The organism is Nitratireductor kimnyeongensis, from assembly GCF_019891395.1.
GTDB lineage: Bacteria > Pseudomonadota > Alphaproteobacteria > Rhizobiales > Rhizobiaceae > Nitratireductor > Nitratireductor kimnyeongensis.
Map to the genome: position 1 here is coordinate 382,051 of NZ_CP078143.1, position 24,281 is coordinate 406,331.

Here is a 24,281-nt window from a genome sequence, read left to right on the forward strand (position 1 = left end):
TGAACAGGAAGTGTTCAGGAAACCGCCTCGCTGCCCCTGAGAAGCCGCTGGGCGGCGGCGCGTGCCTCGTCGGTCACGGTGGCACCGGCCAGCATGCGGGCAATTTCCTCCTGCCTCGCATCCGTATCCATGACCGAAACGCCCGTGGCGACCCGGTCCGTGTCGCCGCTCTTGGCGATCAGGTAATGCGTCCCCGCACGTGCGGCCACCTGGGGTGCATGGGTCACCGATAGCACCTGAATGCGCTCGGAAAGCCGAGAGAGCCGCTGGCCAATGGCGTCCGCCACCGCGCCGCCCACGCCGGTGTCGATTTCGTCAAACACGAGCGTCGGTGCCGAGCCCCGGTCGGCCAGCACCACCTTGAGCGCGAGCAGAAAGCGCGAAAGCTCACCGCCAGAGGCAACCTTCATCATCGGACCTGCGCGCGTGCCGGGATTGGTGCGCACCCAGAACTCCACATGATCGATGCCGTCTTCCCCACGGTCGTCCGCTTCGGTGGCAATCTCGACGATGAATTCCGCCCGCTCGAGCTTGAGCGCCGGCAGTTCCGCCATCACCGCCTTGCTAAGTGAGGCGGCGGTCTCGCGGCGCAATTGCGAAAGCTCGGTCGCAGCCGCGTCATAAGTCGTGACCGCCACCTTCGCTTGTTGCTCCAACGCTGCCAGCCGCTCTTCGCCGGCGTCCAGCTCATCCAGATCACCCACCATGCGCGCGCAAAGTTCAGCCAGGTCATCCACCTGCACATTGTGTTTACGGGCTGCCGCGCGCAGCGCAAAAAGCCGCTCCTCCGTATCCTCAAGCCGCTGCGGGTCGAACTCGGTTGCCCGCATAGCCTCATCCACGGCCGATTGTGCGGCGTCGAGCGAAAGAAGCGCCGAATCAAGCGGCTCGATGATGCCGTCCAGAAGACCCGGCGCATCCTCTGCCTTGCGCTGCAAGCGGCGCAGAAGGCTGGAGAGTTGCGACACGGGCGACGCATTGCCCGAAAGCACCTCCTGCGCATCGGATATATCGCTGGCGATCTTCTCGGCGCGCATCATACCCGCGCGCTCTTCCGCAAGCACTGCCTCTTCATCCGTGCGCGGGTCGAGCTTTGAAAGCTCCTCCACCGAAGCCCTCAGGAAATCGGCCTCGCGCGCCGCCGCTTCCACGCGTGCCCGGTGCCGCGCCAGCTCCTGCTCGCATTTGCGCAGATCGCGCCATGCAAGCCGCACGCGCGCAACAGCGTCACCATGTCCGCCAAAAGCATCGAGAAGATCGCGGTGAATGCTCGCATCCACCAGCGCACGCTCGTCATGCTGGCCATGTATCTCCACCAGTTGCCGCCCCACCTGGCGCATCAGCGCCACGCTCGAAGGCTGGTCATTGATGAACACCCGTGTGCGCCCGTCCGCGCTCTGCACGCGGCGCAGGATAACATCGCCCTCATCGTCGATGGCGTTCTCGGCAAGCAGGGCGCGCACCGGATGCGAGGCCGGCAGGTCGAAAACAGCGATCACCTGCCCCTGGTCCGCACCATGGCGCACCAACGATGCATCGCCGCGCCCGCCAAGCGCGAGCGAAAGAGAATCAAGAAGAATGGATTTGCCTGCACCGGTTTCACCGGTGAGCACCGAAAGCCCGCCGGAGAAATCCATGTCGAGGCGTTCAATCAGGACGATATCGCGGATCGACAGATGACACAGCATGGTTCGGGTCAGCCGCCCAGAATCGCTGCTCCAGCCTTGGAGATCCACGAACCGGTGTTCTCACGCGGTTCCAGTCCGCCAGACTGCAGGAGGGCGTACGAGTCCTTGTACCAGTCACTGTCAGGGAAGTTATGCCCCAGCACCGCCGCAGCCGTTTGAGCTTCCGAAACAAGTCCCATCGCGTAATAGGATTCCGTCAGGCGTGCCAGCGCTTCTTCGACATGGCGCGTATTGGGATAACTTTCCACGACACCGCGAAAACGCCGCACCGCGGCAACGTATTCGCGCCGTTCAAGATAGTAGCGCCCAATCTGCATTTCCTTGCCCGCGAGCTGATCGCGCGAAAACCGGATCTTGGCCTGTGCATCCTCGACATATTCCGAATCGGGCCAGCGCTGCACAACCTCTTCCATCGCTTCAAGCGTAAGGCGAGCTTCGCGCTGATCCTGGGTCACGTCGCGAATTTGGCGGAAATAGCTTAACCCCACGAGATATTGCGCATAGGCCGCATCTTCCGTGGTTGGATAAAGCGCCACATAGCGCTTACCGCCATTGATCGCCTCATCGTAATTGCCCTGCCGGTAATTGGCGAACGTGTTCATCACCATCGCCTTGCGGGCATATTCCGAATAGGGATGCTGCCGGTCGATGGACTCGAACTTGGCGCTCGCCTCCTTCAGACGGCCGGCATTCATGTTCGCCAGCGCCTGATTGTAGAGCACGTCAGCCGGATCCGTCTGCTCGACATAGGTCGACAGGTCCAGGTCTTTCTCGGCATTGCACGCAGCAAGAAGAAGCGAAACGCCAAGCACCGAAGCCGCGGTAACGGCCACCTTGCCTGTCCTGGTCATGCCGGCAACAAAAGTTGAACGCATTTCGCCTCTCGCAAACGGAAAATCAATTTCGGAACGCAGTCATAGAGCATATGACCGCCATGCGGCAACGCTATTGCCTGCCAATCGTACAATTTTGTGGCGTCTGAGTGGGAAAGCCCGCCGGAAGATCCGGAAAGATGTGGGGCTCAGAGTGTCCAGGGAGCATAAACCGGCGCGCTGACAGCCACCATCTCGGCCCGACGCCCCTGCTCACGGCGCGTGGTCTCAACGATCTCATAAGCAGAGCGATCGGTCAGAAGATGCCGCAGCGCGGCCGCATTGAGACGGTGACCACCACGATAGGAACGAAAGCAGCCGATAAAGCGCGCACCGGCCAGAGCGAGATCACCGACCGCATCGAGCATCTTGTGGCGCACGAACTCGTCGGGATAGCGCAGGCCTTCCATGTTGATGACCTTGTGATCCTCGCCGATCACGACAGAGTTCTCGAGCGAAGAACCCAGCGCATACCCAGCGGCCCAAAGACGCTCGACATCCTTGATGAACCCAAAGGTGCGCGCGCGTGCAACTTCTTGTCGGAAATTCGCGGCGTTCAGGTCAAGGCCCAGCGACTGGCGACCGATTGCCGGTGTCTCAAAGTCTATTTCGACCTCGAAGCGCGTACCGTCATATGGACGGAATTCCGCCCAGGAGCCGCCATTGTCGGTCCGCACAGGCTTCACGACGCGAATATAGCGGCGCTTGACGGAAAGCGTGGCGATGCCGGCTTGTTCAAACGCATCCACAAAGCCGATGGCGCTGCCGTCGAGAACAGGCACCTCGCTGCCGTCGATCTCTATGACCACATTGTCAATTCCGACTGCCAGAAGAGCGGCCATGAGGTGCTCAACGGTAGCGACGGATTCGCCACGCGCGTCACCAAGGGCCGTGCAGAGGTCTGTCTGGCAAACTTCGGAGGCAAGAGCGCGAATCACGCGACCGCTACCCGCTTCATCGATGCGCTGAAAGACGATCCCGGTGTCGGGCTCGGCGGGGGAGAAGTGAATGGAGACGGGCTTGCCGCTGTGGACACCGATGCCCGAGAGCGAGCAGCGTGCTTTGAGTGTCGTCTGATATTCGAGCAAAATGGTCCCCGTGAGCTCTTCAAGGCCGCGCGTCTCAGCGCCGGTTTGTCCAAAGTTTCAGGACGACACCCCCAAAATGCGTCCCACACCCCACCGTTATTCGCAACGAAAGATAATGTCGCGGAATACAGACTCCAAATCACGCTTTCTTACTTCATGTTACGGCATAAGAAAAATACAAGAGTCCTATAACTTTTTGAATTATTTACCTAATTTTAACAAAAAGGGGGATGCGCCGCATCCCCCCTGTGAAAGGTTTGTAACAGAGTTTATCGCCTAGTTAGCTTGCCGGCGAAGAAAAGCGGGAATCTCCAGGTGATCTTCTTCCTGAACATTCCGTGACTGGGTGGTGAGCCGACCATGCTCATCCAGGCGTCCCTGCCGCGGTGCATAAAGGTGTCCCTCGCTCTCCGGCGCGCGGCGCGACTGCGGTGCAGCCTGACGCAGTTTCGGTTCACGCGGCTGCTCGGCATAACCTTGTTCGCCATCGCGGCGGGAAAGCCCGTGGGTGAGTCGTTTGATCAACCCCATCGGCCCACGGTCTTCGTGCTCCTGCGTTTTTGCTTCCATCTCGGCTTTCACCACCGGCGGAAAGTCTTCAACGCGGGGCATGCGGGGAGCCGAAACCTGCTCCTCCTCGACACGCATCTGGGGCTGCGGTTCGCTGTGCTCGGCAACCGGTGCCGGCTGAACCTGCTTGGGCGCCGGAGCAGCGGCTCGCGGTGCGGGCTGTACCGGCTGGGCATTGCGGAAGAGAGAACTTTGCGGCTGAAAACCACCATTGCTCATAACCGGTCGTGCAGTCTGTGAGGCCGCCGGTGCCGCAGCTGGTGCCGTTACAGGCGTAGCAGCAGGTTCAGCTGTTGTACGCTCAGCCTGGCGAATGGCCTCTGCCACCGGATCAACAGCGGGCTGCGGCTTCGCCTCAACGGCGGCCGCTGCGGGTCGCTGGGATTCAATACTACGCGGCTGCTGCATGGGACGAGCGGCCGTGGCAGGCGCGGAAATTTCAGCAGCCGACTTGTCGATTCCAGTCGCCACGACAGACACGCGGATCACGCCTTCCAGATCTTCGTCGAAGGTCGCACCGAGAATGATGTTCGCGTCCGGATCCACTTCCTCGCGAATGCGGGTTGCCGCCTCATCCACCTCGAAGAGGGTCAGGTCCCGGCCGCCGGTAATCGAGATCAGAAGGCCACGCGCGCCCTTCATGGAGCTTTCGTCCAGCAGAGGATTGGCGATGGCAGCTTCGGCAGCAGCCATTGCCCGGCCTTCGCCGGAAGCCTCGCCCGTCCCCATCATGGCCTTGCCCATCTCGCGCATCACCGAACGCACGTCAGCGAAGTCGAGATTGATCAGGCCTTCCTTGACCATCAGGTCGGTGATGCAGGCAACACCCGAATAGAGGACCTGGTCCGCCATCGCGAAAGCGTCGGCGAAGGTGGTCTTGTCATTGGCGATGCGGAAGAGGTTCTGGTTCGGAATGACGATCAGCGTGTCGACGCATTTCTGCAGTTCCTCGATGCCGGCTTCCGCCGTCTTCATGCGGCGCTGGCCTTCGAAGTGGAACGGCTTGGTGACGACACCAACGGTAAGGATGCCTTTTTCGCGGGCAGCGCGCGCCACCACGGGAGCCGCACCCGTGCCGGTGCCGCCGCCCATGCCGGCGGTCACGAAGCACATATGGGTCGAGGACAGGTGATCGACCAGCTCGTCGATGCATTCTTCGGCGGCGGCCTTGCCGACTTCCGGCTGTGAACCGGCACCCAGTCCTTCAGTCACGGCAGCGCCGAGCTGAATCAGGCGTTCCGCCTTGGACTGGGTCAGCGCTTGTGCGTCGGTATTGGCGACGACGAACTCGACGCCCCGCAAGCCCGCATTGATCATGTTGTTGACGGCATTGCCGCCCCCGCCCCCGACACCGAACACGGTGATGCGTGGCTTCAGCTCGGTAATATCCGGCTTCTGCAGATTGATAGTCATTGTCCTCGTCCTTTCCGCCTTTGCCGCCGCCTCGCCGCCGCGGTCGTCATTTGGGGCGCGCCCCCGCTAGAAGTTGCTTTTCAGCCATTGGCTGACGCGCTGGAACCGGCCGCCAGTGCCGGTCGCGCGAGTGAATATGCCGCTCTTTCCGCTGCGGCCACGGTTTTCGAACTCCGCTACTTGCGGATAAATCAGCAGCCCCACGGATGCGGAAAAGGCCGCCCCCTTGGCCGCTTCGGGCAACCCAGCCACGCCGAGCGGGCGCCCTAGCCGGACATTGCGCCCAAACAACCGCCGGGTGGCTTCCGGAAGCCCCACCAGCTGGCTCGCCCCGCCCGTCAGAACCACGCGGCGGCCCACAAGGCCGCCATAGCCGGAGCGGTTGAGCTTGTCGCGCACCATCTCCAGCGTTTCCTCGATCCGCGCGCGGATGATCCTTGTCATCACCGCGCGCGGCACCTGGATCGGTTGTTCGCTCGGATCCGCACCCATCGGGTGGATCGAAACGATATCCCTGTCGTCGCTCGAAGAGATCAGCGCCGACCCGTGCATCACCTTCAAACGCTCCGCATCCTCGACCCGCGCCGATAGCCCACGCACCAGGTCCATCGTCACATGGTTGCCACCCACCGGCAGCGCATCGGCCCACACGAATTTCCCCTCAGCAAAAACGGAGATCGTCGTCGTTCCGCCGCCCATGTCGATACAGGCCGCACCCATCTGCGCCTCGTCATCCACCAGCGCCGCCAGCCCGCTTGCATAGGGCGTTGCCACCATGCGCTCGACCGAGAGATGCGAGCGGTTTATGCAAAGTTCCAGATTGCGCAATGGCGCCGCATCGGCTGTCAGGATGTGCATGTCGACGCCAAGCTCTGAACCGACCATTCCGCGCGGATCGCGAATGCCGCGCTCGGCGTCGAGGCTGAACCCGGTCGCCAGCGAATGCACCACTTCGCGCTCGATCTCCAACCCCTGCCGCGCACCGGCCGCGAGAACGCGGTTGATGTCGGACTGGGCAACCTCATGCCCCCCGAGATTGATGGAGGCCGAGATGGTTTCACTGCGCAGCCGGCCCGCCGATACGTTGACGATCAGCGAATCCACCGTCAGCCCCGCCATACGCTCGGCAGCGTCCACAGCCAGCCGGATCGCTTCTTCGGCCCGGTCGAGATCGACGATCACACCGGACTTCATGCCCTGTGATTGCTGATGCCCGATGCCGATGACCTTCACACGATGTGTGCGGTGCCGCAGCGCCCGTCCCTCTTCCGCCGGCATGAGCCTGGCGATGATGCAGCAGACCTTGCTTGATCCGACGTCGAGCACCGTGATGATGCCGGAGCGGCGGGCAGCGCCTTTCTTGGTATCTGATAACCAGCTCATATCTGCGCCCCGTCTGCAATTCGCGTCTTGTAGCGCTCACGCATCGCGTCCTGGTGCGCCTTCGCAGCCTCTTCCGAGAGACCGATCGCCATGCGATCGGGCAGCCGCATGTCCACCGAAGTGATATCGCGCGACAGAAGACCATTCTTGCGATCGAGGGCCGCGAGCGTCGCCAGTGTCAGCGCCTCGTTCTTCTCGGGCAGCTTCACGGTCACGCCGTTCTTCAGCCGAAGATCCCACCGCCGGTCTCCGACACGAATATAGGCCCGCACCTCGCTGGCAACGGAAGGATGTCGGGCGACTTTGGCAATGAACTCAGGTCCGGCCACGCGCGCACCAACACCGATCACCATCGGCAGCGCCGTATACCGGCCGCCATCGAACGGCGCGATCACGGAGCCATCCTTCTCGATAAGCGAGAGCTCATTGCCATGTTGCCAGATCGCAAACGCCTTTTTCTCGGTGATATCCACCTCGAGCGTGGCCGGGTAGACCTTGCGCACGGCAACACCTTCGACCCAGGGCAGACCGGAAACACGCTGCCTGGCATTCTCGGCATTGAAACCGACCAGGGCCGTCCAGCCGTTGAGGCCGACCTCTTGCAGAACATCGATTTCAGAAGTTTCCTGATTGCCGATCACGTTGACCTGCGCGATGGCAAGCCCGGTGCGCGCGGTGACGCTCTGCAGCACCTGAGGCAGGTGCCCACCAGCAATCACGCCATAAACCACCGTCGCCCCAAGCAGGACCGCAGACGCGATCGTCGCGCCATGGCGCGGCGCTTCGACTTCCCCTGCATTGACCCTCTGCATGAAGCGCGCCGGACGGCGCAGCCAGCGCGGCAACACGATGTCGCCTCCGCGAAAGCGTCCGCCGCTCCGGCCCGTTCCGGCTTGAGATGACGTCAGCGAGAACACGAGGCGTCCTCCACAATCCAACTCAACAATTCACCAAACCCAATTCCCGCCGCAGCGGCGATTTCGGGCACCAGAGAGGTTGGCGTCATGCCGGGCTGCGTGTTCACCTCCAACCAGACAAGCTCCCCATCAGCGGATTTGCGATCGTCGAAACGGAAGTCGGACCGGGACACGCCCCGGCAGCCAATAGCCTTGTGTGCCTTAAGGGCCAGTGTTTCTATTTTTTGGTAAATATTTGGTGAAATTTTTGCCGGGCATTCGTGTTTTGAGCCCCCGGGGACGTATTTTGAATCATAATCGTAGAAGGCATGCCCGACCGGGATGATTTCCGCGATACCAAGCACTCGGTCCCCCATCACAGCGCAGGTGAATTCACGTCCTGCAATGTAGCGCTCCACCATCACGCGCTCGCCATATTGCCATTCGGTGGACCCGATGATCTGCGGCGGGTTGCCCTGCCCCTCGGTGACGATCACCACACCGAAGCTCGACCCTTCATTGACCGGCTTCACCACATAGGGCGGCGCCATGGGGTGCTCGTTGCCGATCTCGAAACGGTTCACCACCAGTGCATCGGCAACAGGGATGCCTTCCGCCTTCGCCACGATCTTGGCGAGTTGCTTGTCCATGGCCAGCGCGGATGCGAGCACGCCCGAATGCGTGTAGGGAATATCGAGATATTCGAGAATCCCCTGGATCGCCCCATCCTCACCGAATGGACCGTGCAGCGCATTGAAGGCGACGTCAGGACCAAGCTCCGAGAGAACACGCGCCACGTCGCGCCCGACATCGACGCGCGTGACGGCATAGCCCTCAATCTCGAGAGCATCGGCGCAGGCAGTGCCGGAAGAGAGACTGACCGGTCGCTCAGAGGAAAAACCTCCCATAAGGACGGCAACGTTCTTTCTCTTCATGGTCCGGCTACCCCCTTGTCCGGCCGCCCAGAATTTTGGGCGATAAGCTGCATTGGTCGAGTGAGACCTCCTCAACTAGGAAAGCCCCCGACCCGAACGCCGCGACTCAAATCAGTGATTACTTATGAGCCAAAGAATCAGAGGTTTGATTCCATGGCAAGGGCTTGAGATTCCCGGAGATTCAATTTTCTGAAAATTTTACACTTTGTGAACGCGAACACCCGCCCAGGGCAACTTGACAAGGCACGGCTCCACCAGCGTCACAATCAAGGAAGGACTTCGCGTCATGCGAAAGGTTGCATGCGCCCTCAGAGCATTTGCCCCAAAAGCGGATCGATCTCACGCCCTTGCTTGAAATCCCCGATGCGCTTGATCTCCCATTCCAGGCGAATGCCTGAATGCTCAAGCACACGCGCCCGGACCGTTTCACCGAGATATTCGAGATCGTACCCGCTCGCCGTCCCGGTATTGATCATGAAATTGCAGTGCATCGGCGACATCTGCGCCCCGCCGATGGTGAGGCCCCGGCATCCCGCCTTGTCCACCTCTTTCCATGCCGATGTCCCGGGCGGATTCTTGAAGGTGGAGCCGCCTGTCTTTTCGCGTATCGGCTGCACGGTCTCGCGATGATGCTGAACGGCGTCCATCTCTTTCTGGATCGTCTCCCGGTCTTCGGGGTACCCCTCCATCAGGGCCGAGGTGAAGATCAGATCCTTTGGCACCGAGGAATGGCGGTAGTCGTATCCCATATCGGCGTTCGAAAAGACGTGCAGTTCGCCTTTCCGGTCGAGCGCGCGCACTTCCACGACCCGCTCTCTGGTCTCGACGCCATTGGCGCCCGCATTCATGCGCAGCGCACCGCCCAGCCCGCCCGGTATGCCGTGGTAGAAATGAAATCCACCGATGCCCGCCTCCAGCGCTGCTGCCGCGAGCCGCTTGTCGGGGATGGCCGCTCCCGCTCTGATTTGCGTATCGGAAACGATCTCCGCCTGCCCAAAACCCTTGGCCGACAACCGCACCACGAAGCCGCGTATGCCGCCTTCGCGCACGAGCAGGTTCGAACCGATCCCCACCATGGTCACCGGAATGTCTTCCGGCACCGCCTTCAGGAAGGCAGCCAGATCCTCCTCATCGGCAGGCTGAAACAGCGCGTCCGCCGGACCGCCGGCGCGAAACCAGGTGATCTTGTCCATACCCGCGTCGGACGTCAGACGCCCTCGCAGTCCCGACAATCGGTCTCCAAGACGGTCGAGAAGCGCGGCACCACTCATCCCTTTGCCTCCAGCTCCTCGGGAAGCGCGTAGGCCCATTGCGTGATGTTGCCTGCACCCAGATAAACGATGAAATCGCCCTCTTCCGCCCATTCCCTTACAATGGGCTCCACCGCTTCCGCTCCCTCGATATGGGCGACGTCACGATGTCCGGCTGCACGAATACGGGCCACCAGCGCCTCGGACGACACGCCCTCGATCGGGTCTTCACCAGCGGCATAGACCGGTGCAATCAACACCTTGTCGGCCTCGTTGAAGCAAGCCGCGAAGTCATCGTAGAGATCGTGCAGGCGGGAATAGCGATGCGGCTGCGCGATGGCGAGAATCCGCCCCTTGCAGGCTTCCCGGGCGGCTTGCAGAACCGCACGGATCTCCACCGGGTGATGCCCGTAATCGTCGAAGACGCTCACGCCGTTCCAGCTTCCCGTCAGCGTGAAACGGCGTTTGACGCCGCCAAAGCCCGCAAGGCCAGTACGGATCGCCTCATGGTCGATGCCCAGTTCATGCGCCACGGCGATCGCCGCTGTCGCATTCGAAACATTGTGTTTTCCGGGCATGGGAAGGCGCAGTCCTTCAAGCGTTTCCGTGCCACCCGTCTTGCGATCGCGGAAGGTCACGTCAAACACGGAAACCGGCCCATCCATCCGGTGATTGGAAAAGCGCACATCCGACTGCGGGTTTTCGCCATAAGTGACCACCCGGCGATCCTCGATCCGCCCGACAAGCGCCTGAACCTCGGCATGATCGATACACATGGCAGCAAAGCCATAAAACGGCACATTCTCGACAAATTGCCGAAACGCTCCGCGCAGTTTGTCGAAATCGCCATAATGATCGAGATGTTCCGGATCGATATTGGTGATGACGGCAATTTCCGCGGGCAGCTTCAGGAAGCTTCCATCGCTTTCATCGGCCTCGACCACCATCCAGTCACCTTCGCCCATACGCGCATTGGTGCCATAGGCATTGATGATGCCGCCATTGATGACCGTCGGATCGAACCCACCCGCATCGAACAGCGCAGCAACCATCGAAGTGGTTGTGGTCTTGCCGTGCGTTCCTCCTATGGCAACCGCCTGGCGAAATCGCATCAGTTCGGCCAGCATTTCCGCGCGCCGCACGATCGGAAGGTGCTTTTCACGCGCGGCCACAAGTTCCGGGTTGTTCTTCTTGATGGCCGTCGAGACAACGATGACCTCGGCCTCCCCGAGATTATCGGCGGCGTGTCCCACGAAAACCTCGATACCCTTTTCGCGCAGGCGCACGACATTGGGGTTTTCGGCCTGATCAGACCCTTGCACCTGGTACCCCAGCGTATGCAGAGCTTCTGCGATACCACTCATGCCGATGCCGCCAATGCCGACGAAGTGCACGGTTCCGATCGTCTCCGGCATTTTCATGCGTGGCTTCCTTCTTTCACGGTTTTTGCAGATTGGCCGGAGGCAATAGCCTCAACCAGGTCTGCAAGCAACGTTGCAGCATTCGTTTTACCAACCCCATGGGCTGCTGCTGCCATGTCGGTCAGGCGCTGAGGCTGCTCCATCGCTCCTCCGATCAGTTCGGCAAGACGCTCCGCGCCCAGCGTGGCCTGCGGGTGGAGTTCAGCTCCCCCTGCACGCCCCAATGCCGCGGCATTGGCTGCTTGATCGTGGTCGAGCGCATGGGGATATGGCACCAGAAAGGCCGGTCGGCCAATCGCTGCAATCTCCGAAACGGTCGAGGCACCCGAACGCGATATCACCAGATGGCTCTCGGCAATGCGCCGCGCCATATCGTTGAAAAACGTCGAAACCTCTGCCGGCACGCCGAGCGCTTCATAAGCAGCACGAACATCGGCCTCGTCTTCAGGCCGCGCCTGTTGCGTGACGACAAGGCGTTCGATTTGCTTCGGTGCGAGTTGCGCGATGGCCGCGGGGATGGCATCTGAAAAAAACTGTGCCCCCTGACTGCCGCCAAAGACAAGCAGTCGAAACACGTCTTGCGAACCCGCAGCGCGATAAGCTTCGCCAGCCGCCTCGATGACCGCCGGACGGACTGGGTTGCCCGTAGCGATAATCTTGTCGGCAAACGGTCCTTCAGCGGCCAGAAACCCACCGGCGATGGCCTGCACGCGTGCCGCCAAAGCCTTGTTGGCACGTCCCATCACGGCGTTCTGCTCGTGGATCATCGCCGGAATACCCCGTCGCGTCGCCGCCCAGAGCGGCGGAAGGGTCGGGTATCCGCCGAACCCGACCACCGCAGCAGGCTTCAGCCGCTGCAGCAAAGCAGAGGCCTGTTTGACGCCACGCCAGATGGTCCAGCCCGCTTTCAGAAGCGCAATGGGGTTTTTCGAACCGAAAGTCGCGCTCTCGATGACATGGGTTTCCTCGGCTGGAAAATCGCCGGAGAAGCGCGCCGCCCGCTTGTCTGTCGCCAGATGCACCCGCCAGCCTCGCGCGCGTAGGGCATGTGCGAGCGCTTCGGCCGGAAAGAGATGACCGCCGGTCCCACCGGCGGCAAGAAGTATCGTGCCTTTTCCCATATCAGTTCGCGATCGCCTCGCGGCCCGATGGTTGGGCATAGGTGACCGGACGGCGCTTTTCCGGCTTGCGACGCGTCAGCGCCAGCACGAAACCCATGGAAATGGCCATGGCGATCAGCGAGGACCCGCCATAGGAGATGAAGGGCAGCGTCATGCCCTTGGCCGGCAGCATACGGACATTCACACCCATATTGATGATCGACTGAAAGCCAAACAGGATGACGAGACCACTCACCGCATAGCGTGTGAAATCATCGTCCTCGCGCCGCGCTTTCGTCAGTCCGCGCAACACCACAAACGCAAACAGCCCCAGCAGGATCAGGCACAGGATGATACCAAATTCCTCGCCGGCGACCGCGAAGACGAAGTCCGTGTGACTGTCGGGAAGAATGCGCTTGACGGTGCCCTCGCCGGGCCCACGCCCGAACCAGCCACCGCGGGTTATCGCCTCGATGCTCATGTCCACCTGGTAAGTATCGCCTTCACCGGTCAGGAAGCGGTCGATGCGGTCGGCCACATGCGGGAAAATCGTATAGGCGAGAAAGGCCCCGCCTGCGCCCAGAGCGCCAAGCACCGCGATCCACAACCATGGCATTCCGGCAATGAAGAACATTGCCCCCCAGGTGCCGAGAACCAGCATGGTCTGGCCGAGATCGGGCTGCGCCACCAGCAGTGCGATCACAAGTCCCAGAAGAAGCATGGCGAAGAGATTGCCCGGAATCTCCGGCTGACGGGCATGCTCGTGAAAGAGCCATGCGCAGATCACCACAAAAGCCGGTTTGAGATATTCGGAAGGCTGAACGGAAACACCGAACACATAAAGCCACCGCCGCGAGCCCTTGACCTCCATCCCGGCAAAAAGGGTCACAACCATCAGGACCAGTGCGCCCGCAAGCATGACGAGGGCAAAGCGCCGCACCTGACGTGGGCTGAGGAAGGAAATGCCGATCATGACCACCAATGCCGGCAGCATGTAAACGATCTGGCGTGTAACGAAGTGAAAACTCGACAAGCCAATGCGCTCCGCCACGGCCGGGCTTGCCGCGAACGACAGAACCACCCCCAACCCCATCAGCATGAGGAAGGCCGCGAGAAACCACCGGTCGATGGTCCACCACCAGTTTGCCACCGGACTGCGATCGGTGCGGCTCACCATGTCACTTGCTCCCCATCATTTCGGTACCGGCGAGCGAACGCACCGCTTCGCGGAAGGCATCGCCACGCACCTCAAAATTTCTGAACTGGTCGAAACTCGCACAGGCTGGCGAAAACAGAACAACAGATTCCGGCGCGGGATCGCCCGCCGCATCGCGCGCCGCGTGGTCTACGGCTTTGTCTATCGTACCTGAAATCTCAAACGTCGTCGCCTCCCCGATCGTGGCGGCGAACGCCGGCGCCGCCTCGCCTATGAGGTAGGCCTTGGCGATACGCGGAAAGAAGCTTTTCAGCGTCTCGATCCCGCCCTCCTTGGGCAGGCCGCCGGCGATCCAGTAGATACGCTCGAAACTTGCCAATGCCCGCTCCGCCGCATCGGCATTGGTGGCCTTGGAATCGTTGACGAAGAGAACCCGTTCCCGGCGGGCCACCTGCTCCATGCGGTGGGCAAGCCCGGGAAAACTGTTGAAACCGGCCTGGATCTGGTCCGCCGTCAGGCCGCAGTCGAGACAGGCCGCAAGGGCCGCCAGCGCGTTCTGAGCGTTGTGCGCGCCGCGCAGGGATCCGATGTCTTGAAGCGTCGCCAGTTTTTCGGCGACGCCATCGGCGGCTCGCATGAGATCGGAACCCTCCAGATAGAACCCATCGGAGAGCGATGATGTCGCCGAGATTCGCTGCAGCCTGCGCCCCTGCTTTTCAAGCCGGTTGGCGATTTGCCGGCAATCGGCATCGTCGACGCCCACAATGGCCAGCCCGCTCCTGGCCACCAGACGTTCCTTGATGCCGGCATACTTCTCGAACGAGCCATGCCGGTCCAGGTGGTCGGGCGAAAGATTGAGCAGAATGCCGACCGAAGGATCAAGCGTCGGGGCGAGATCGATCTGGTAGGAGGAGCACTCCACCACATGGTATCGTTCAGCCGCAGGCGGTTCGAGCGTCATCACGGCGCGGCCGATATTGCCGCCCATCTGTGTGTCCCGCCCCGCACTCTTGAGAATGTGGGCGATCAGAGCCGTTGTCGTGCTCTTGCCGTTGGTGCCGGTGATGGCGACAAAAGGCGCTTCAGATGCATGGGCCCGACGCTCGCGTGCGAAAAGCTCCACGTCGCCGATGATCTCCACCCCCGCGGCCCGCGCGAGATCCACGCTCCAGTGCGGGCGCGGATGCGTGAGCGGGACACCCGGCGAAAGGACGAAGGCCTCCTGCCCGCTCCAGTCGATGTTGCGCAGATCTCCGGTCGGCACACCCTCACCCGCCGCGCGCGCCACGCTGTCAGGGTTGTCGTCAAAGGCCGTCACCCGCGCCCCGCCGGCCATCAGCGCGTGGGCGGTGGCGATGCCCGAACCGCCAAGCCCGAAAAGGGCGATGGTCCTGTCGTTGAAAACCGTGGCCGGGATCATTCCGCCCCCTAGCGCAGCTTGAGCGTGGAGAGCCCGATGAGGGCAAGCAGCACCGCGATAATCCAGAACCGGATCACCACCTGGCTCTCCGTCCAGCCAAGCTTTTCGAAATGATGATGTATTGGCGCCATCAGGAATACGCGTTTACCGGTCATCTTGAAGACCGCTACCTGGATGATCACCGAGAGGATCTCCACCACGAACAGCCCGCCGATGATGGCAAGCACGATCTCGTGTTTGGTCGCGACGGCCACCGAGCCGATCAGCCCACCCAGCGCCAATGATCCGGTGTCCCCCATGAAGATCGCCGCCGGCGGCGCATTGAACCACAGGAAGCCGAGCCCCGCGCCGATCACCGCACCCAGGATCACCGCCAGCTCACCCGTCCCCGGCACGAAATGGATCTGCAGGTAGTTGGCGAAAATGGCGTTGCCCGAAAGATAGGCGATCACACCGAATGAGGCCGCAGCCACCATCACGGGAACCGTCGCCAGCCCGTCCAGCCCGTCCGTCAGGTTCACCGCATTGCCCGCCCCGACGATCACGAAGGCCGCGAACGGGATGAAGAAAATCCCCAGATTGAGCAGGAAATCCTTGAAGAAGGGGAAGGTCAGCGAGGAGGAGAACGGCGCCTGCCCCGCCTGCATGATGGTCCATGCCGCAAGCCCGGCAATCAGGAACTCCGCCGAAAGCCGCGCCTTGCCCGAAAAGCCCAGATGCGACTGTTTCGTCACCTTCAGATAATCATCATAGAAACCGATGGCGCCAAAACCCACCGTCACCATCAGGACCACCCAGACATAAACGCTGGAGAGGTTCGCCCACAGCGCGCACGATCCCAATATGCCCGAAAGCATCATGAGCCCGCCCATGGTCGGCGTTCCCGCCTTCTTGAAATGGGTCTGAGGCCCATCGGCGCGGATCGGCTGCCCCTTGCCCTGCCGAACCCTCAGCGAGGTGATGATCATCGGCCCGAACAGGAAGACGATGAGCGCCGATGTGATCAGCGCACCGCCGGTGCGGAAAGTGATGTAACGAAATACGTTGAGAACCGAAACTTCATCGGCCAGGTCAACGAGCATCATGAGCATGGATCAGTCCCCTGTCGCCGCGCCCGGATAGGTTTTGATAAAGGCGTCGACCAGTTTGTTGAAGCCGATGCTCTTCGAAGATTTGATCATCACGGCGTCGCCCGGCTTCACCGCACTGATCACAAGATCGCGCAAGTCGTCTGTCGTCTCGCGATACTCCATCGGCAGCCCCTCCGGCAACGCCTCTGCCAATGCCTTCATTTCACGGCCGGCCAAAAACACGCAATCCGTCCCCGCCCCCGTGACAAGATCCGCCAGTCCCGCATGCAATTTCTCCGCATGGGAGCCAAGTTCGGCCATGTCGCCGAGAATGGCGATGCGCCGCCCGCCTTCGCCCACATCCGCACGCTGAAGCAGATCGAACGCCGCTCCCATCGAGGCCGGATTGGCGTTGAAGCTCTCATCGATCAGTGTGAACGCGCCACCCTCCAGCATCAGCCGGTGCCGCGCGCCCCGCCCGGCTTCCGAACCGAAGGAACCCAGCGCCATCGCCGCCTTCTGCACATCAGCGCCCGCCAGATGCACGGCACCCAGCGTCGCAAGCGCGTTCTGAACCATATGCCGGCCCGGCACACCAAGGCGCACCTCCGTTTCCACACCTTCGATCTTCACGGCGAAGGTGGAGGAATTCGCACCGCATTCGGCGTGCATCAGCCGTATATCGGCGCGCGCATTCTCGCCAAAACCCGCAATGGTCTTCACACCGGCCTCCCCGGCAAGCGCCGACAGCAGCTTCCAGCGCTTGTCGTCACGATTGATGAGCGCAGCACCGCCCTTCACGACGCCTTCGAAAATCTCGCCCTTGGCCCGCGCGATCTCATCGATGCTCTTGAAGAAGCCCAGATGCGCCGCCGCCACCAGCGTGACAACGGCAACATGCGGGCGAACCATCTTCACCAGCGGGCGGATCTCGTCCGGATGGTTCATGCCGATCTCCAGAATCGCGAAATCGCAATCGGCCGGCATGCGGGCGAGCGTCAATGGCACACCCCAATGGTTGTTGAATGAACGATCCGCCGCGTGAACGCTCCCACAGGCCGAAAAAGCCTGCCGCATCATGTTCTTGGTTGATGTCTTGCCGACCGAACCCGTCACCGCCACGATCTTGGCACGGCTGCGCAAGCGTGCGGCGCGGCCGAGATCTTCCATGGCCGTCTGCACGTCCGGCACCACGATCTTGGGTACAGCCAACCGTCCAAGCGCCGGCAGCTTCGCCTCGGAGACCACCAGCACCGAAGCTCCGGCAGCCATGGCTGCCGTGGCAAAATCATGCCCGTCAAATCTCTCACCCTGAATGGCGAAGAATACGTCGCCCGGCTGGAGCGTCCGCGTGTCGATGGAGATGCCGGTTATAGCCGTTGCCGGCTGGCCGAGTGGCCTGCCACCCATTGCCTGCACCAGCGCATCATGGGTCCACAAAACGCTCATCCGCCCCGCTCCGCCAATGCGGCCCGCACTTCTTCGTGATCGGAGAAATGATGCTTTTCGCCGGCTATTTCCTGTCCGGTTTCGTGCCCCTTGCCGGCGACAATCAATGTATCGCCCTCTTCGAGCATCGCCACCGCGGACCGGATCGCTTCATGGCGATCCCCGATCTCGCGCGCCCCCGGCGCCGCCGCCATGATAGCCGCCCGGACCGTTGCCGGATCTTCCGAACGTGGATTGTCGTCCGTCACGATCGCCACATCGGCCAGCCGCGTTGCAATCTCGCCCATGATCGGGCGTTTTCCCGTGTCGCGGTCACCGCCGCAGCCAAACACCACGATCACCCGCCCTGTCGTGAAAGGGCGCACCGATTTCAATACGTTCTCCAGCCCGTCCGGCTTGTGGGCGTAATCCACATAGACCTGGGCGCCGTTTTCTGCCGTCCCCACGAGTTCGAGACGGCCCGACGCGCCCTTGAGCTTTTCCAGAGCTGCAAACACCGTCTCAACCGCCGTGCCAGTGCTGATCGCCAGTCCCGCCGCAACCAAAGCATTGGCGACCTGGAAATCGCCTGCAAGCGGCAGGTCGACTTCGTAGATGACGCCGTCGACATCCACCTCCGCCCGCTGTCGATGGCGCTCGTGTTCAACCCGCTTCAGCGTCAGGAATGCCCCTTGCCGGCCCACCGTGCGCACATCGAGGCCGGCAGAGCGCGCAGCTGCCACCGTTGGCTCGCTCCACGGATCGTCGGCAAAGACAACCGCCGGCGCTCCCTTCGGAAGGAGCGTGTCGAAGAGGCGCAACTTCGCCTTGTGATAGTCCTTGACGGTTGGATGATAATCCATGTGGTCGCGGCCAAGATTGGTAAATCCAGCAGCCGAGAGGCGCACCCCGTCGAGACGGCGCTGGTCGAGGCCATGGCTCGATGCTTCCATTGAGGCATGGCTCACCCCCTCACCCGCCAGATCATCAAGCAGGCGATGCAGCCCGATCGGATCGGGCGTCGTCAGTTCGCCATATTCGTCCCGTCCAGGTGCCACCACGCCCGTCGTGCCGATGCTCGCTGCCGGCAGGCCTGCGTGTTCCCAGATCTGGCGCGTGAATGACGCAACGGATGTCTTTCCGCTGGTCCCAGTCACTGCAACCATCGTCTCGGGTTGAAGCGGAAATAGCCTTGCTGCACACAAAGCAAGGGCACGCCGGGGATCGTCCGTTTCTATGACGGGGACTCCAGGGTCGGCAGCAAGCGCGCCGGGAGCTGCAATGATGGCCAGTGCCCCTTTGCGGGCGGCATCCGCTGCGAAGGCTGCGCCATTGGCCTTTGTGCCGGCAAGGGCGAAAAACAGATCCCCCGCCTCGACCTTTCGCGAATCCGACGAAATCCCCGAGACTTCCGCTTCCGCAGACAACAATCCCTGTTGTGGAAGAATCTCCGCCAATTCACTGAATTTCATGAGGCCCCGGTACTCTCAATTGCGTTTGTTTTCTCGGCTGGTGGCCGACTCACTGCTGCGAAATCAGCAAGGCATCACTTTCTTGACCGAATTCAGGCTTTACGCCAAGCAGCGGCGCGGAACGGCGGATGATGTTGCGCACCATCGGCGCAGCGTTCAGGCCGGCAGTCGCGCCAATCCCCTCCCGTTCTGGCTTGGGTTCATCGACAAAAACCAGCACGATGTATTCGGGATCGTCGACCGGGAAACCGGCGATGAACGCGTTGAAGCGAACATTGTTGGAATAGCGGCCGTTGACAACCTTCTCCGCGGTTCCCGTTTTACCACCGACGTAATAACCTTCCACCTCAGCGCGCCGGCCCGATCCCTTTTCGGAGTTCAGACGGAAAAGATACCGCATCTGGGCGCTTGTCTTGGGCGAAATCACCTGTTTTGCGATTTCGTTTGCCTCTTTCTCCGAGCGCGGCAGGAATGTTGGCGGAATGAGCTTGCCACCGTTCAGCATGGCCGCGGCCGCCACCGCTGTCTGCAGCGGCGTCGTGGCCACACCATGGCCGTAGGAAATCGTGATCGAATTGATCTTCTTCCACTCCTTCGGCTCCGTAGGCAAGGCAACTTCGGGCAGTTCCGTGGACATCCGTCCCAGAAGACCAATCTTGTCGAGAAACGCCCTGTGCCCCTCGATACCGACCACGTCCGCCATCTTGGCCGTGCCGATATTGGAAGAGTAGATAAAGATTTCAGGCACGCTCAACACCCGGCGTTTGCCATGAAAGTCGTTGATCGTGAAACCGCCTATGCGAATGGGACGCGTGGCATCGAAGCTGTCATTGATGCTTACCAGCCCTGAATCGAGCCCCATCGCGGTCGTAAAAATCTTGAAGGTCGAACCCATCTCGAAGACGCCGGCCGACATGCGGTTCAACCGGTCCTTGTCGAGCGCATTGACCGGGTTGTTGGGGTCGAAGTCCGGCACGGAGGCCATGCCCACCACTTCGCCGGTATTGGCATTCAAAACCACGGCGCCGGCTGCAATGGCCTGATAGCGGTCAAGTGCCTGAACCAGCTCGTCGCGAATGATGTGCTGTACACGCAGGTCGACCGCCAGCTTGACGGGCTCCAGATGCCCCTCCACCGCGAGCCCCGTGGCCTGCAGGTCTGCAAGGCCCTGATCATCGACGAATTTTTCGATACCAGCGATGCCCTTGTTGTCGATGTTCACAAGCCCGAGAATATGCGATGCAGTCGGTCCGCCTGGATAGAAACGCCGCTTTTCGGTGCGGAAACCCAGCCCCGGCACACCCAGTGCCAGAATGTCAGCCTGCTGGCGGGGCGAGAGCTGGCGACGCAGCCACACAAAGCCCGCATCGCTGTCGAGCCTCCGATAGGTCTGCTGATAGTTGAGATCGGGAAGTACCGTCGAAAGCTTCTCGATCGCTTCATCGATGTCCACGATCCGCCGCGGCTCGGCAAAAAGCGACGCTGTCTTGATGTCCGTCGCGAGCACTTCCCCATTGCGATCAACCAGGTCGGGTCGTGAGGCGGTGACGCGGGCAGCCGGAACGCTTGGCTCGGGCTCATCCTGCAAGGCGAGATGAACCAGCCGCCCACTGAGCGCCGCATAAATACCGAACATGACGGCCATTGCCATCACCACCCGGTTCTGGGCACGCCCCCCGCGAGATTTGCCGGTCCCATCCATGACGATGGTTGCGGCCCCTCGGCGAACGGCCGAGGAAGCGAGATCGTCCGCATATCCACGCGAGCTCATCATGGCTGCACCGCCCCGGTTGTCGTCTGATCTGCTTCGCCTCCGGCATCCGCCATGCCGCCGACGAGCCCCTCGATGGTGAGGGCTTTTTCTGGAAGGTCGGAGAATTCGGCTATTTGCGGCGCCTCCACGGGTTCCAGTCCCAATTCGTCCTTGTAGGTCTCTGCCAGTCGCTGCAGGCGAGCCGGTTGGGTCAAGAGACTCCAGTCAGCCTTGAGGAGATCGATGGAATCCTCCTCGAGCTCCGCCTGCCGCTCGATCTTGCGCAGTTCCTCATATTTGGCTTCGGCATCATGCTTGGTCTTGTAGGTAAACGCCGCCGCCGCCATCATGACCGTGATCAGCACAATATCGCTCGTGCGAAACATCTTTGCCTCTACCTCTCACCAGCACGTGTCGGCCGCGGAAAGCGCGAAAGACCAACCATGTCGAAATCAACCTCTCCGGCTTGCGCCTCGCTGCGCACTGCCAGTCTGAGGCGCGCCGAGCGCGCCCTCGGATTCTGCTCGGTCTCTTCCCGCGATGGAGCGACCGGCTTGGCCGGCTTGTGAAACGTAGGGACGCTGTCATGCAGCTCAGGCAGATGGCGGGAGCCACCCTGCCCCCCGGCACGTTCGACCATGAAGCGCTTCACGATCCGGTCTTCGAGTGAGTGAAACGTCACCACGACCAGCCGCCCGCCCGGTTTCAGAACACGTTCCGCCGCAAAAAGCGCCCGCGCCAGTTCACCAAGCTCGTCATTGACGTAGATCCGCAACCCTTGAAAAACACGCGTTGCAGGATGAATTTTCTCCTGCGGTCGACGGCCGACGATCTTTTCAACGGCGCGCGCCAGATCCAGCGTGGTCTCAAAAGGCTTTTCGGCCCGGATCCGCTCCAGACCACGCGCAATGCGCCCTGCCTGGCGCTCCTCGCCCAGAATCCCGAAGATGCGCGCCATATCGCCCGCCTTCATCGTGTTGACAACATCGGCCGCGCTCAAACCCGAGCGCTCCATGCGCATATCCAGTGGCCCATCCTTCTGGAAGGAGAACCCGCGCACCGCCTGATCGATCTGCATGGATGAAACGCCGATATCGAGCACCACACCGTCGACCGGGCCATCGACAACCTCATCGAGCCTGGAGAAACGGTTCTCCACCAGCCGGAGGCGCCCGTCCCACTTTTCCACCAGTGTTTGGCCTGCTTCGATGGCGGTCGGGTCGCGATCGATCGCCGTGACCGACGCACCGTCTTCAAGAAGTGCGGTGGTGTAGCCACCAGCACCGAACGTGCCATCGATGAAATGCTGGCCATCGAGAGGGTGGAGAGCGTCGAGGACTTCACGCAAAAGAACCGGAATGTGGCGGGCCGGTCCGCCACCGGCCGGGCTTTCGCCGCCGGGGCCCGCCATCATTCCGACTGTCCGGCAGCCCGGGCCGAGCTGGCCGCCTGCCGAAGTTTCAGAAGCCGTGCGCGCACCGCCCGCCCATGGGCCTTCAGCTGCTCCGGCTCCCAGATCTGAAAGAAATGACCACGGCCAACGAACGCCACATCCTTCGTGATGCCGGTGTGCTCGCGAATGAAATCCGTCACGGTGATGCGACCATCTTGATCGAGTTTGAGGAACGCGCCGTCGCCATGAACGAAAAATGACATGTCGTCCGCAGTCTGCAGGAAGGGGTCTTCCTGCGCGATCCGCTCTTCGTAACGGTCGAGCAGGTCGAGACCACCCACATCCATCGCAGGAATGTCGAGCGCACGAAGCGCATAAAGTTCGGTAAAGCCACGTTTTTGAACCACGGAGCGGAAATGCGCCGGAACGGAGACCCGACCCTTGGAGTCGATCTTGTTTACTGCATTCGACAGAAACCGGTCCATGACGCGTTGTGGCCAAAAGGCCCATGCCCCTCTGCATCTCTTCAGCCGCGTTCAGTTGCGGCTCTCCGAACATTTGCCCGCCCCTCTGCAAGGGTGAATCCCCGCTGCCACGCCGCCCCGAGAAAAAGGCCGACATGGGAGGAACCCGTACTCCAACTGCAACGAAACGCTGATTTGTTATATGGGGTATCATGGGCCGATATGGGCGTCAACGGGATTAAGCTTCACAAATGCCGCAATGACAGGCGTTTTGGACATGCATCGGGCCATGGTCATTTATCGTGCATTAAGGCTAACAAAAGGTTAGGAAGAGCCTCGTGCCATCCGGCCCGCACCTACCCAATATGACCGCGAGGAGCCCATGTCCGACAGCCAGAACACCCGCGCTGCACGCCTTTCACACCTTCACTCGGGCGATCTCGAAAAAGGCGACCCGCTCTCCACGCCAATCGTCATGAGTTCGGTGTTTCACTTGCCGGGCGACCCGGCAGGCGCGCGTCAATATGGCCGTTTCGACAATCCCACCTGGGAGGCGGTAGAGGCTGCCTTCGCCCACCTGGAGGATGCCGACGCCATCGCGTTCCCCTCCGGCATGGCGGCCATTTCGTCGGTGCTCCTTGCCCTGCTTTCGACTGGCGATCGGGTGCTTCTGCCCTCGGACGGCTACTACACACCCCGCGTCCTTCTGGAAAAGCACCTCACCCGTCTTGGCATCCGCTACGACACCCGACCGACCGCGTCGTTCCTCGAAGGCGGGTTTGCCGGATACCGCATGGTGCTTGTCGAAACCCCTTCCAACCCGGGGTTGGATATCTGCGACATCAAGGCAGTGGCAGAGGCCGCCCAAGCTGAGGGCGCAATCGTTGTCGCCGACAACACAACCATGACACCTTATGGCCAGCGCCCGCTGGATCTGGGCGTCGATCTTGTGCTTGCCGCCGACACCAAGGCCCCCAATGGACATTCCGACGTGCTTTTCGGCCACGTCGCAGGCCGCGACGCGACGATGATCGAAACGATCCGCGAGTGGCGCAAACTTGCCGGTGTCATCCCCGGCCCCTTCGAAGCATGGCTGGTCCTGCGCGGGCTCCAAACGCTTGAAGTGCGTTTTGACCGCATGTGCTCATCCGCCGAGACCATTGCAACACGTCTCGCAGATCATCCGGCGGTCCGGTCGGTGCGCTATCCTGGCCTGAAGAATGATCCCTCGCACGCCCTTGCCAAAACCCAGATGCTCCGTTTCGGTTCGCTCGTCGGACTGACGCTCGGCTCGAAAGAACAGGCAGAGCGCTTCATCGATACCTGTCCGTTCATTGAGGCGACCACCTCGTTCGGCGGCGTTCACACCTCGGCCGAACGGCGCGCGCGATGGGGTGATGATGTGGCCGAAGGTTTCGTTCGTCTGTCGGTCGGATGCGAGCCGACAGACGCCCTCTGGCAGGCGATCGACGCTGCATTGAAAACGGCGTGAAACTGTTCGGAATTTTC

20 protein-coding genes are annotated in these 24,281 nt (G+C 61.5%); 1 reads left to right on the forward strand and 19 read right to left on the reverse strand.

Going from position 1 to position 24,281, the window contains the following annotated elements:
* Nucleotides 1-14: 14 nt before the first annotated feature.
* The 19 genes from recN to mraZ form a co-directional block, all read right to left on the reverse strand.
* A complete protein-coding gene (gene recN, locus KW403_RS01770) occupies nt 15-1,688 on the reverse strand; it encodes a DNA repair protein RecN (protein ID WP_223021069.1) in 1,674 nt (557 codons plus the stop codon).
* Nucleotides 1,689-1,696: 8 nt separating this feature from the next.
* Nucleotides 1,697-2,539, reverse strand: a complete 843-nt coding sequence (locus KW403_RS01775) for an outer membrane protein assembly factor BamD (RefSeq protein ID WP_378596824.1) — start codon at nt 2,537-2,539, stop codon at nt 1,697-1,699.
* Nucleotides 2,540-2,709: 170 nt separating this feature from the next.
* Complete coding sequence (lpxC, locus tag KW403_RS01780) at nt 2,710-3,648, reverse strand: UDP-3-O-acyl-N-acetylglucosamine deacetylase (protein ID WP_223021071.1); 939 nt, start codon at nt 3,646-3,648, stop codon at nt 2,710-2,712.
* A gap of 276 nt (nt 3,649-3,924) precedes the next feature.
* The gene (gene ftsZ, locus KW403_RS01785; RefSeq protein WP_223021072.1) at nt 3,925-5,631 is read right to left on the reverse strand and encodes a cell division protein FtsZ; all 1,707 of its coding nucleotides are present in this window, start codon (nt 5,629-5,631) and stop codon (nt 3,925-3,927) included.
* A 66-nt stretch (nt 5,632-5,697) separates the two neighbouring features.
* A complete protein-coding gene (gene ftsA, locus KW403_RS01790; RefSeq protein ID WP_223021073.1) occupies nt 5,698-7,014 on the reverse strand; it encodes a cell division protein FtsA in 1,317 nt (438 codons plus the stop codon).
* Nucleotides 7,011-7,931 carry a cell division protein FtsQ/DivIB gene (locus KW403_RS01795; RefSeq protein ID WP_246637857.1) on the reverse strand — a complete coding sequence of 307 codons (921 nt, stop codon included), beginning with the start codon at nt 7,929-7,931 and terminating at the stop codon, nt 7,011-7,013. The genes ftsA and KW403_RS01795 overlap by 4 nt, the downstream gene beginning before the upstream one ends.
* Complete coding sequence (locus tag KW403_RS01800) at nt 7,919-8,845, reverse strand: D-alanine--D-alanine ligase (protein WP_223021074.1); 927 nt, start codon at nt 8,843-8,845, stop codon at nt 7,919-7,921. Before KW403_RS01800 ends, KW403_RS01795 begins: the two co-directional genes overlap by 13 nt.
* 308 nt (nt 8,846-9,153) lie before the next feature.
* Nucleotides 9,154-10,116, reverse strand: a complete 963-nt coding sequence (gene murB / locus KW403_RS01805; RefSeq protein WP_223021075.1) for a UDP-N-acetylmuramate dehydrogenase — start codon at nt 10,114-10,116, stop codon at nt 9,154-9,156.
* Nucleotides 10,113-11,516 carry a UDP-N-acetylmuramate--L-alanine ligase gene (gene murC / locus KW403_RS01810; RefSeq protein WP_223021076.1) on the reverse strand — a complete coding sequence of 468 codons (1,404 nt, stop codon included), beginning with the start codon at nt 11,514-11,516 and terminating at the stop codon, nt 10,113-10,115. The genes murB and murC overlap by 4 nt, the downstream gene beginning before the upstream one ends.
* Entirely contained in the window at nt 11,513-12,637 is a 1,125-nt protein-coding gene (gene murG, locus KW403_RS01815; RefSeq protein ID WP_223021077.1) for an undecaprenyldiphospho-muramoylpentapeptide beta-N-acetylglucosaminyltransferase, read from the reverse strand. Before murG ends, murC begins: the two co-directional genes overlap by 4 nt.
* Before the next feature lies 1 nt (nt 12,638).
* Nucleotides 12,639-13,793: a putative lipid II flippase FtsW gene (ftsW, locus tag KW403_RS01820; RefSeq protein WP_223021078.1), complete on the reverse strand. Its 1,155-nt coding sequence runs from the start codon at nt 13,791-13,793 to the stop codon at nt 12,639-12,641.
* Between the two features lies 1 nt (nt 13,794).
* Nucleotides 13,795-15,192, reverse strand: a complete 1,398-nt coding sequence (gene murD / locus KW403_RS01825) for a UDP-N-acetylmuramoyl-L-alanine--D-glutamate ligase (protein ID WP_223021079.1) — start codon at nt 15,190-15,192, stop codon at nt 13,795-13,797.
* An 8-nt stretch (nt 15,193-15,200) separates the two neighbouring features.
* Nucleotides 15,201-16,283 carry a phospho-N-acetylmuramoyl-pentapeptide-transferase gene (mraY, locus tag KW403_RS01830; protein ID WP_223021080.1) on the reverse strand — a complete coding sequence of 361 codons (1,083 nt, stop codon included), beginning with the start codon at nt 16,281-16,283 and terminating at the stop codon, nt 15,201-15,203.
* Between the two features lie 3 nt (nt 16,284-16,286).
* Nucleotides 16,287-17,711 carry a UDP-N-acetylmuramoylalanyl-D-glutamyl-2,6-diaminopimelate--D-alanyl-D-alanine ligase gene (locus KW403_RS01835; protein ID WP_223021081.1) on the reverse strand — a complete coding sequence of 475 codons (1,425 nt, stop codon included), beginning with the start codon at nt 17,709-17,711 and terminating at the stop codon, nt 16,287-16,289.
* A complete protein-coding gene (locus KW403_RS01840; RefSeq protein ID WP_223021082.1) occupies nt 17,708-19,162 on the reverse strand; it encodes a UDP-N-acetylmuramoyl-L-alanyl-D-glutamate--2,6-diaminopimelate ligase in 1,455 nt (484 codons plus the stop codon). The genes KW403_RS01835 and KW403_RS01840 overlap by 4 nt, the downstream gene beginning before the upstream one ends.
* Nucleotides 19,163-19,211: 49 nt before the next feature.
* Entirely contained in the window at nt 19,212-20,933 is a 1,722-nt protein-coding gene (locus KW403_RS01845; RefSeq protein WP_223022400.1) for a peptidoglycan D,D-transpeptidase FtsI family protein, read from the reverse strand.
* The gene (gene ftsL / locus KW403_RS01850) at nt 20,933-21,301 is read right to left on the reverse strand and encodes a cell division protein FtsL (protein WP_223021083.1); all 369 of its coding nucleotides are present in this window, start codon (nt 21,299-21,301) and stop codon (nt 20,933-20,935) included. Before ftsL ends, KW403_RS01845 begins: the two co-directional genes overlap by 1 nt.
* Before the next feature lie 8 nt (nt 21,302-21,309).
* Complete coding sequence (gene rsmH, locus KW403_RS01855; RefSeq protein ID WP_223021084.1) at nt 21,310-22,329, reverse strand: 16S rRNA (cytosine(1402)-N(4))-methyltransferase RsmH; 1,020 nt, start codon at nt 22,327-22,329, stop codon at nt 21,310-21,312.
* Nucleotides 22,326-22,793, reverse strand: coding sequence for a division/cell wall cluster transcriptional repressor MraZ (mraZ, locus tag KW403_RS01860; protein ID WP_223021085.1), 468 nt, complete (start codon nt 22,791-22,793; stop codon nt 22,326-22,328). Before mraZ ends, rsmH begins: the two co-directional genes overlap by 4 nt.
* A 361-nt stretch (nt 22,794-23,154) precedes the next feature.
* On the opposite strand from mraZ, the gene KW403_RS01865 reads away from it, so the two are divergent.
* Nucleotides 23,155-24,264 (forward strand): cystathionine gamma-lyase, encoded by a 1,110-nt coding sequence (locus KW403_RS01865; protein ID WP_223021086.1) that lies wholly within the window; start codon nt 23,155-23,157, stop codon nt 24,262-24,264.
* Nucleotides 24,265-24,281 lie beyond the last annotated feature (17 nt).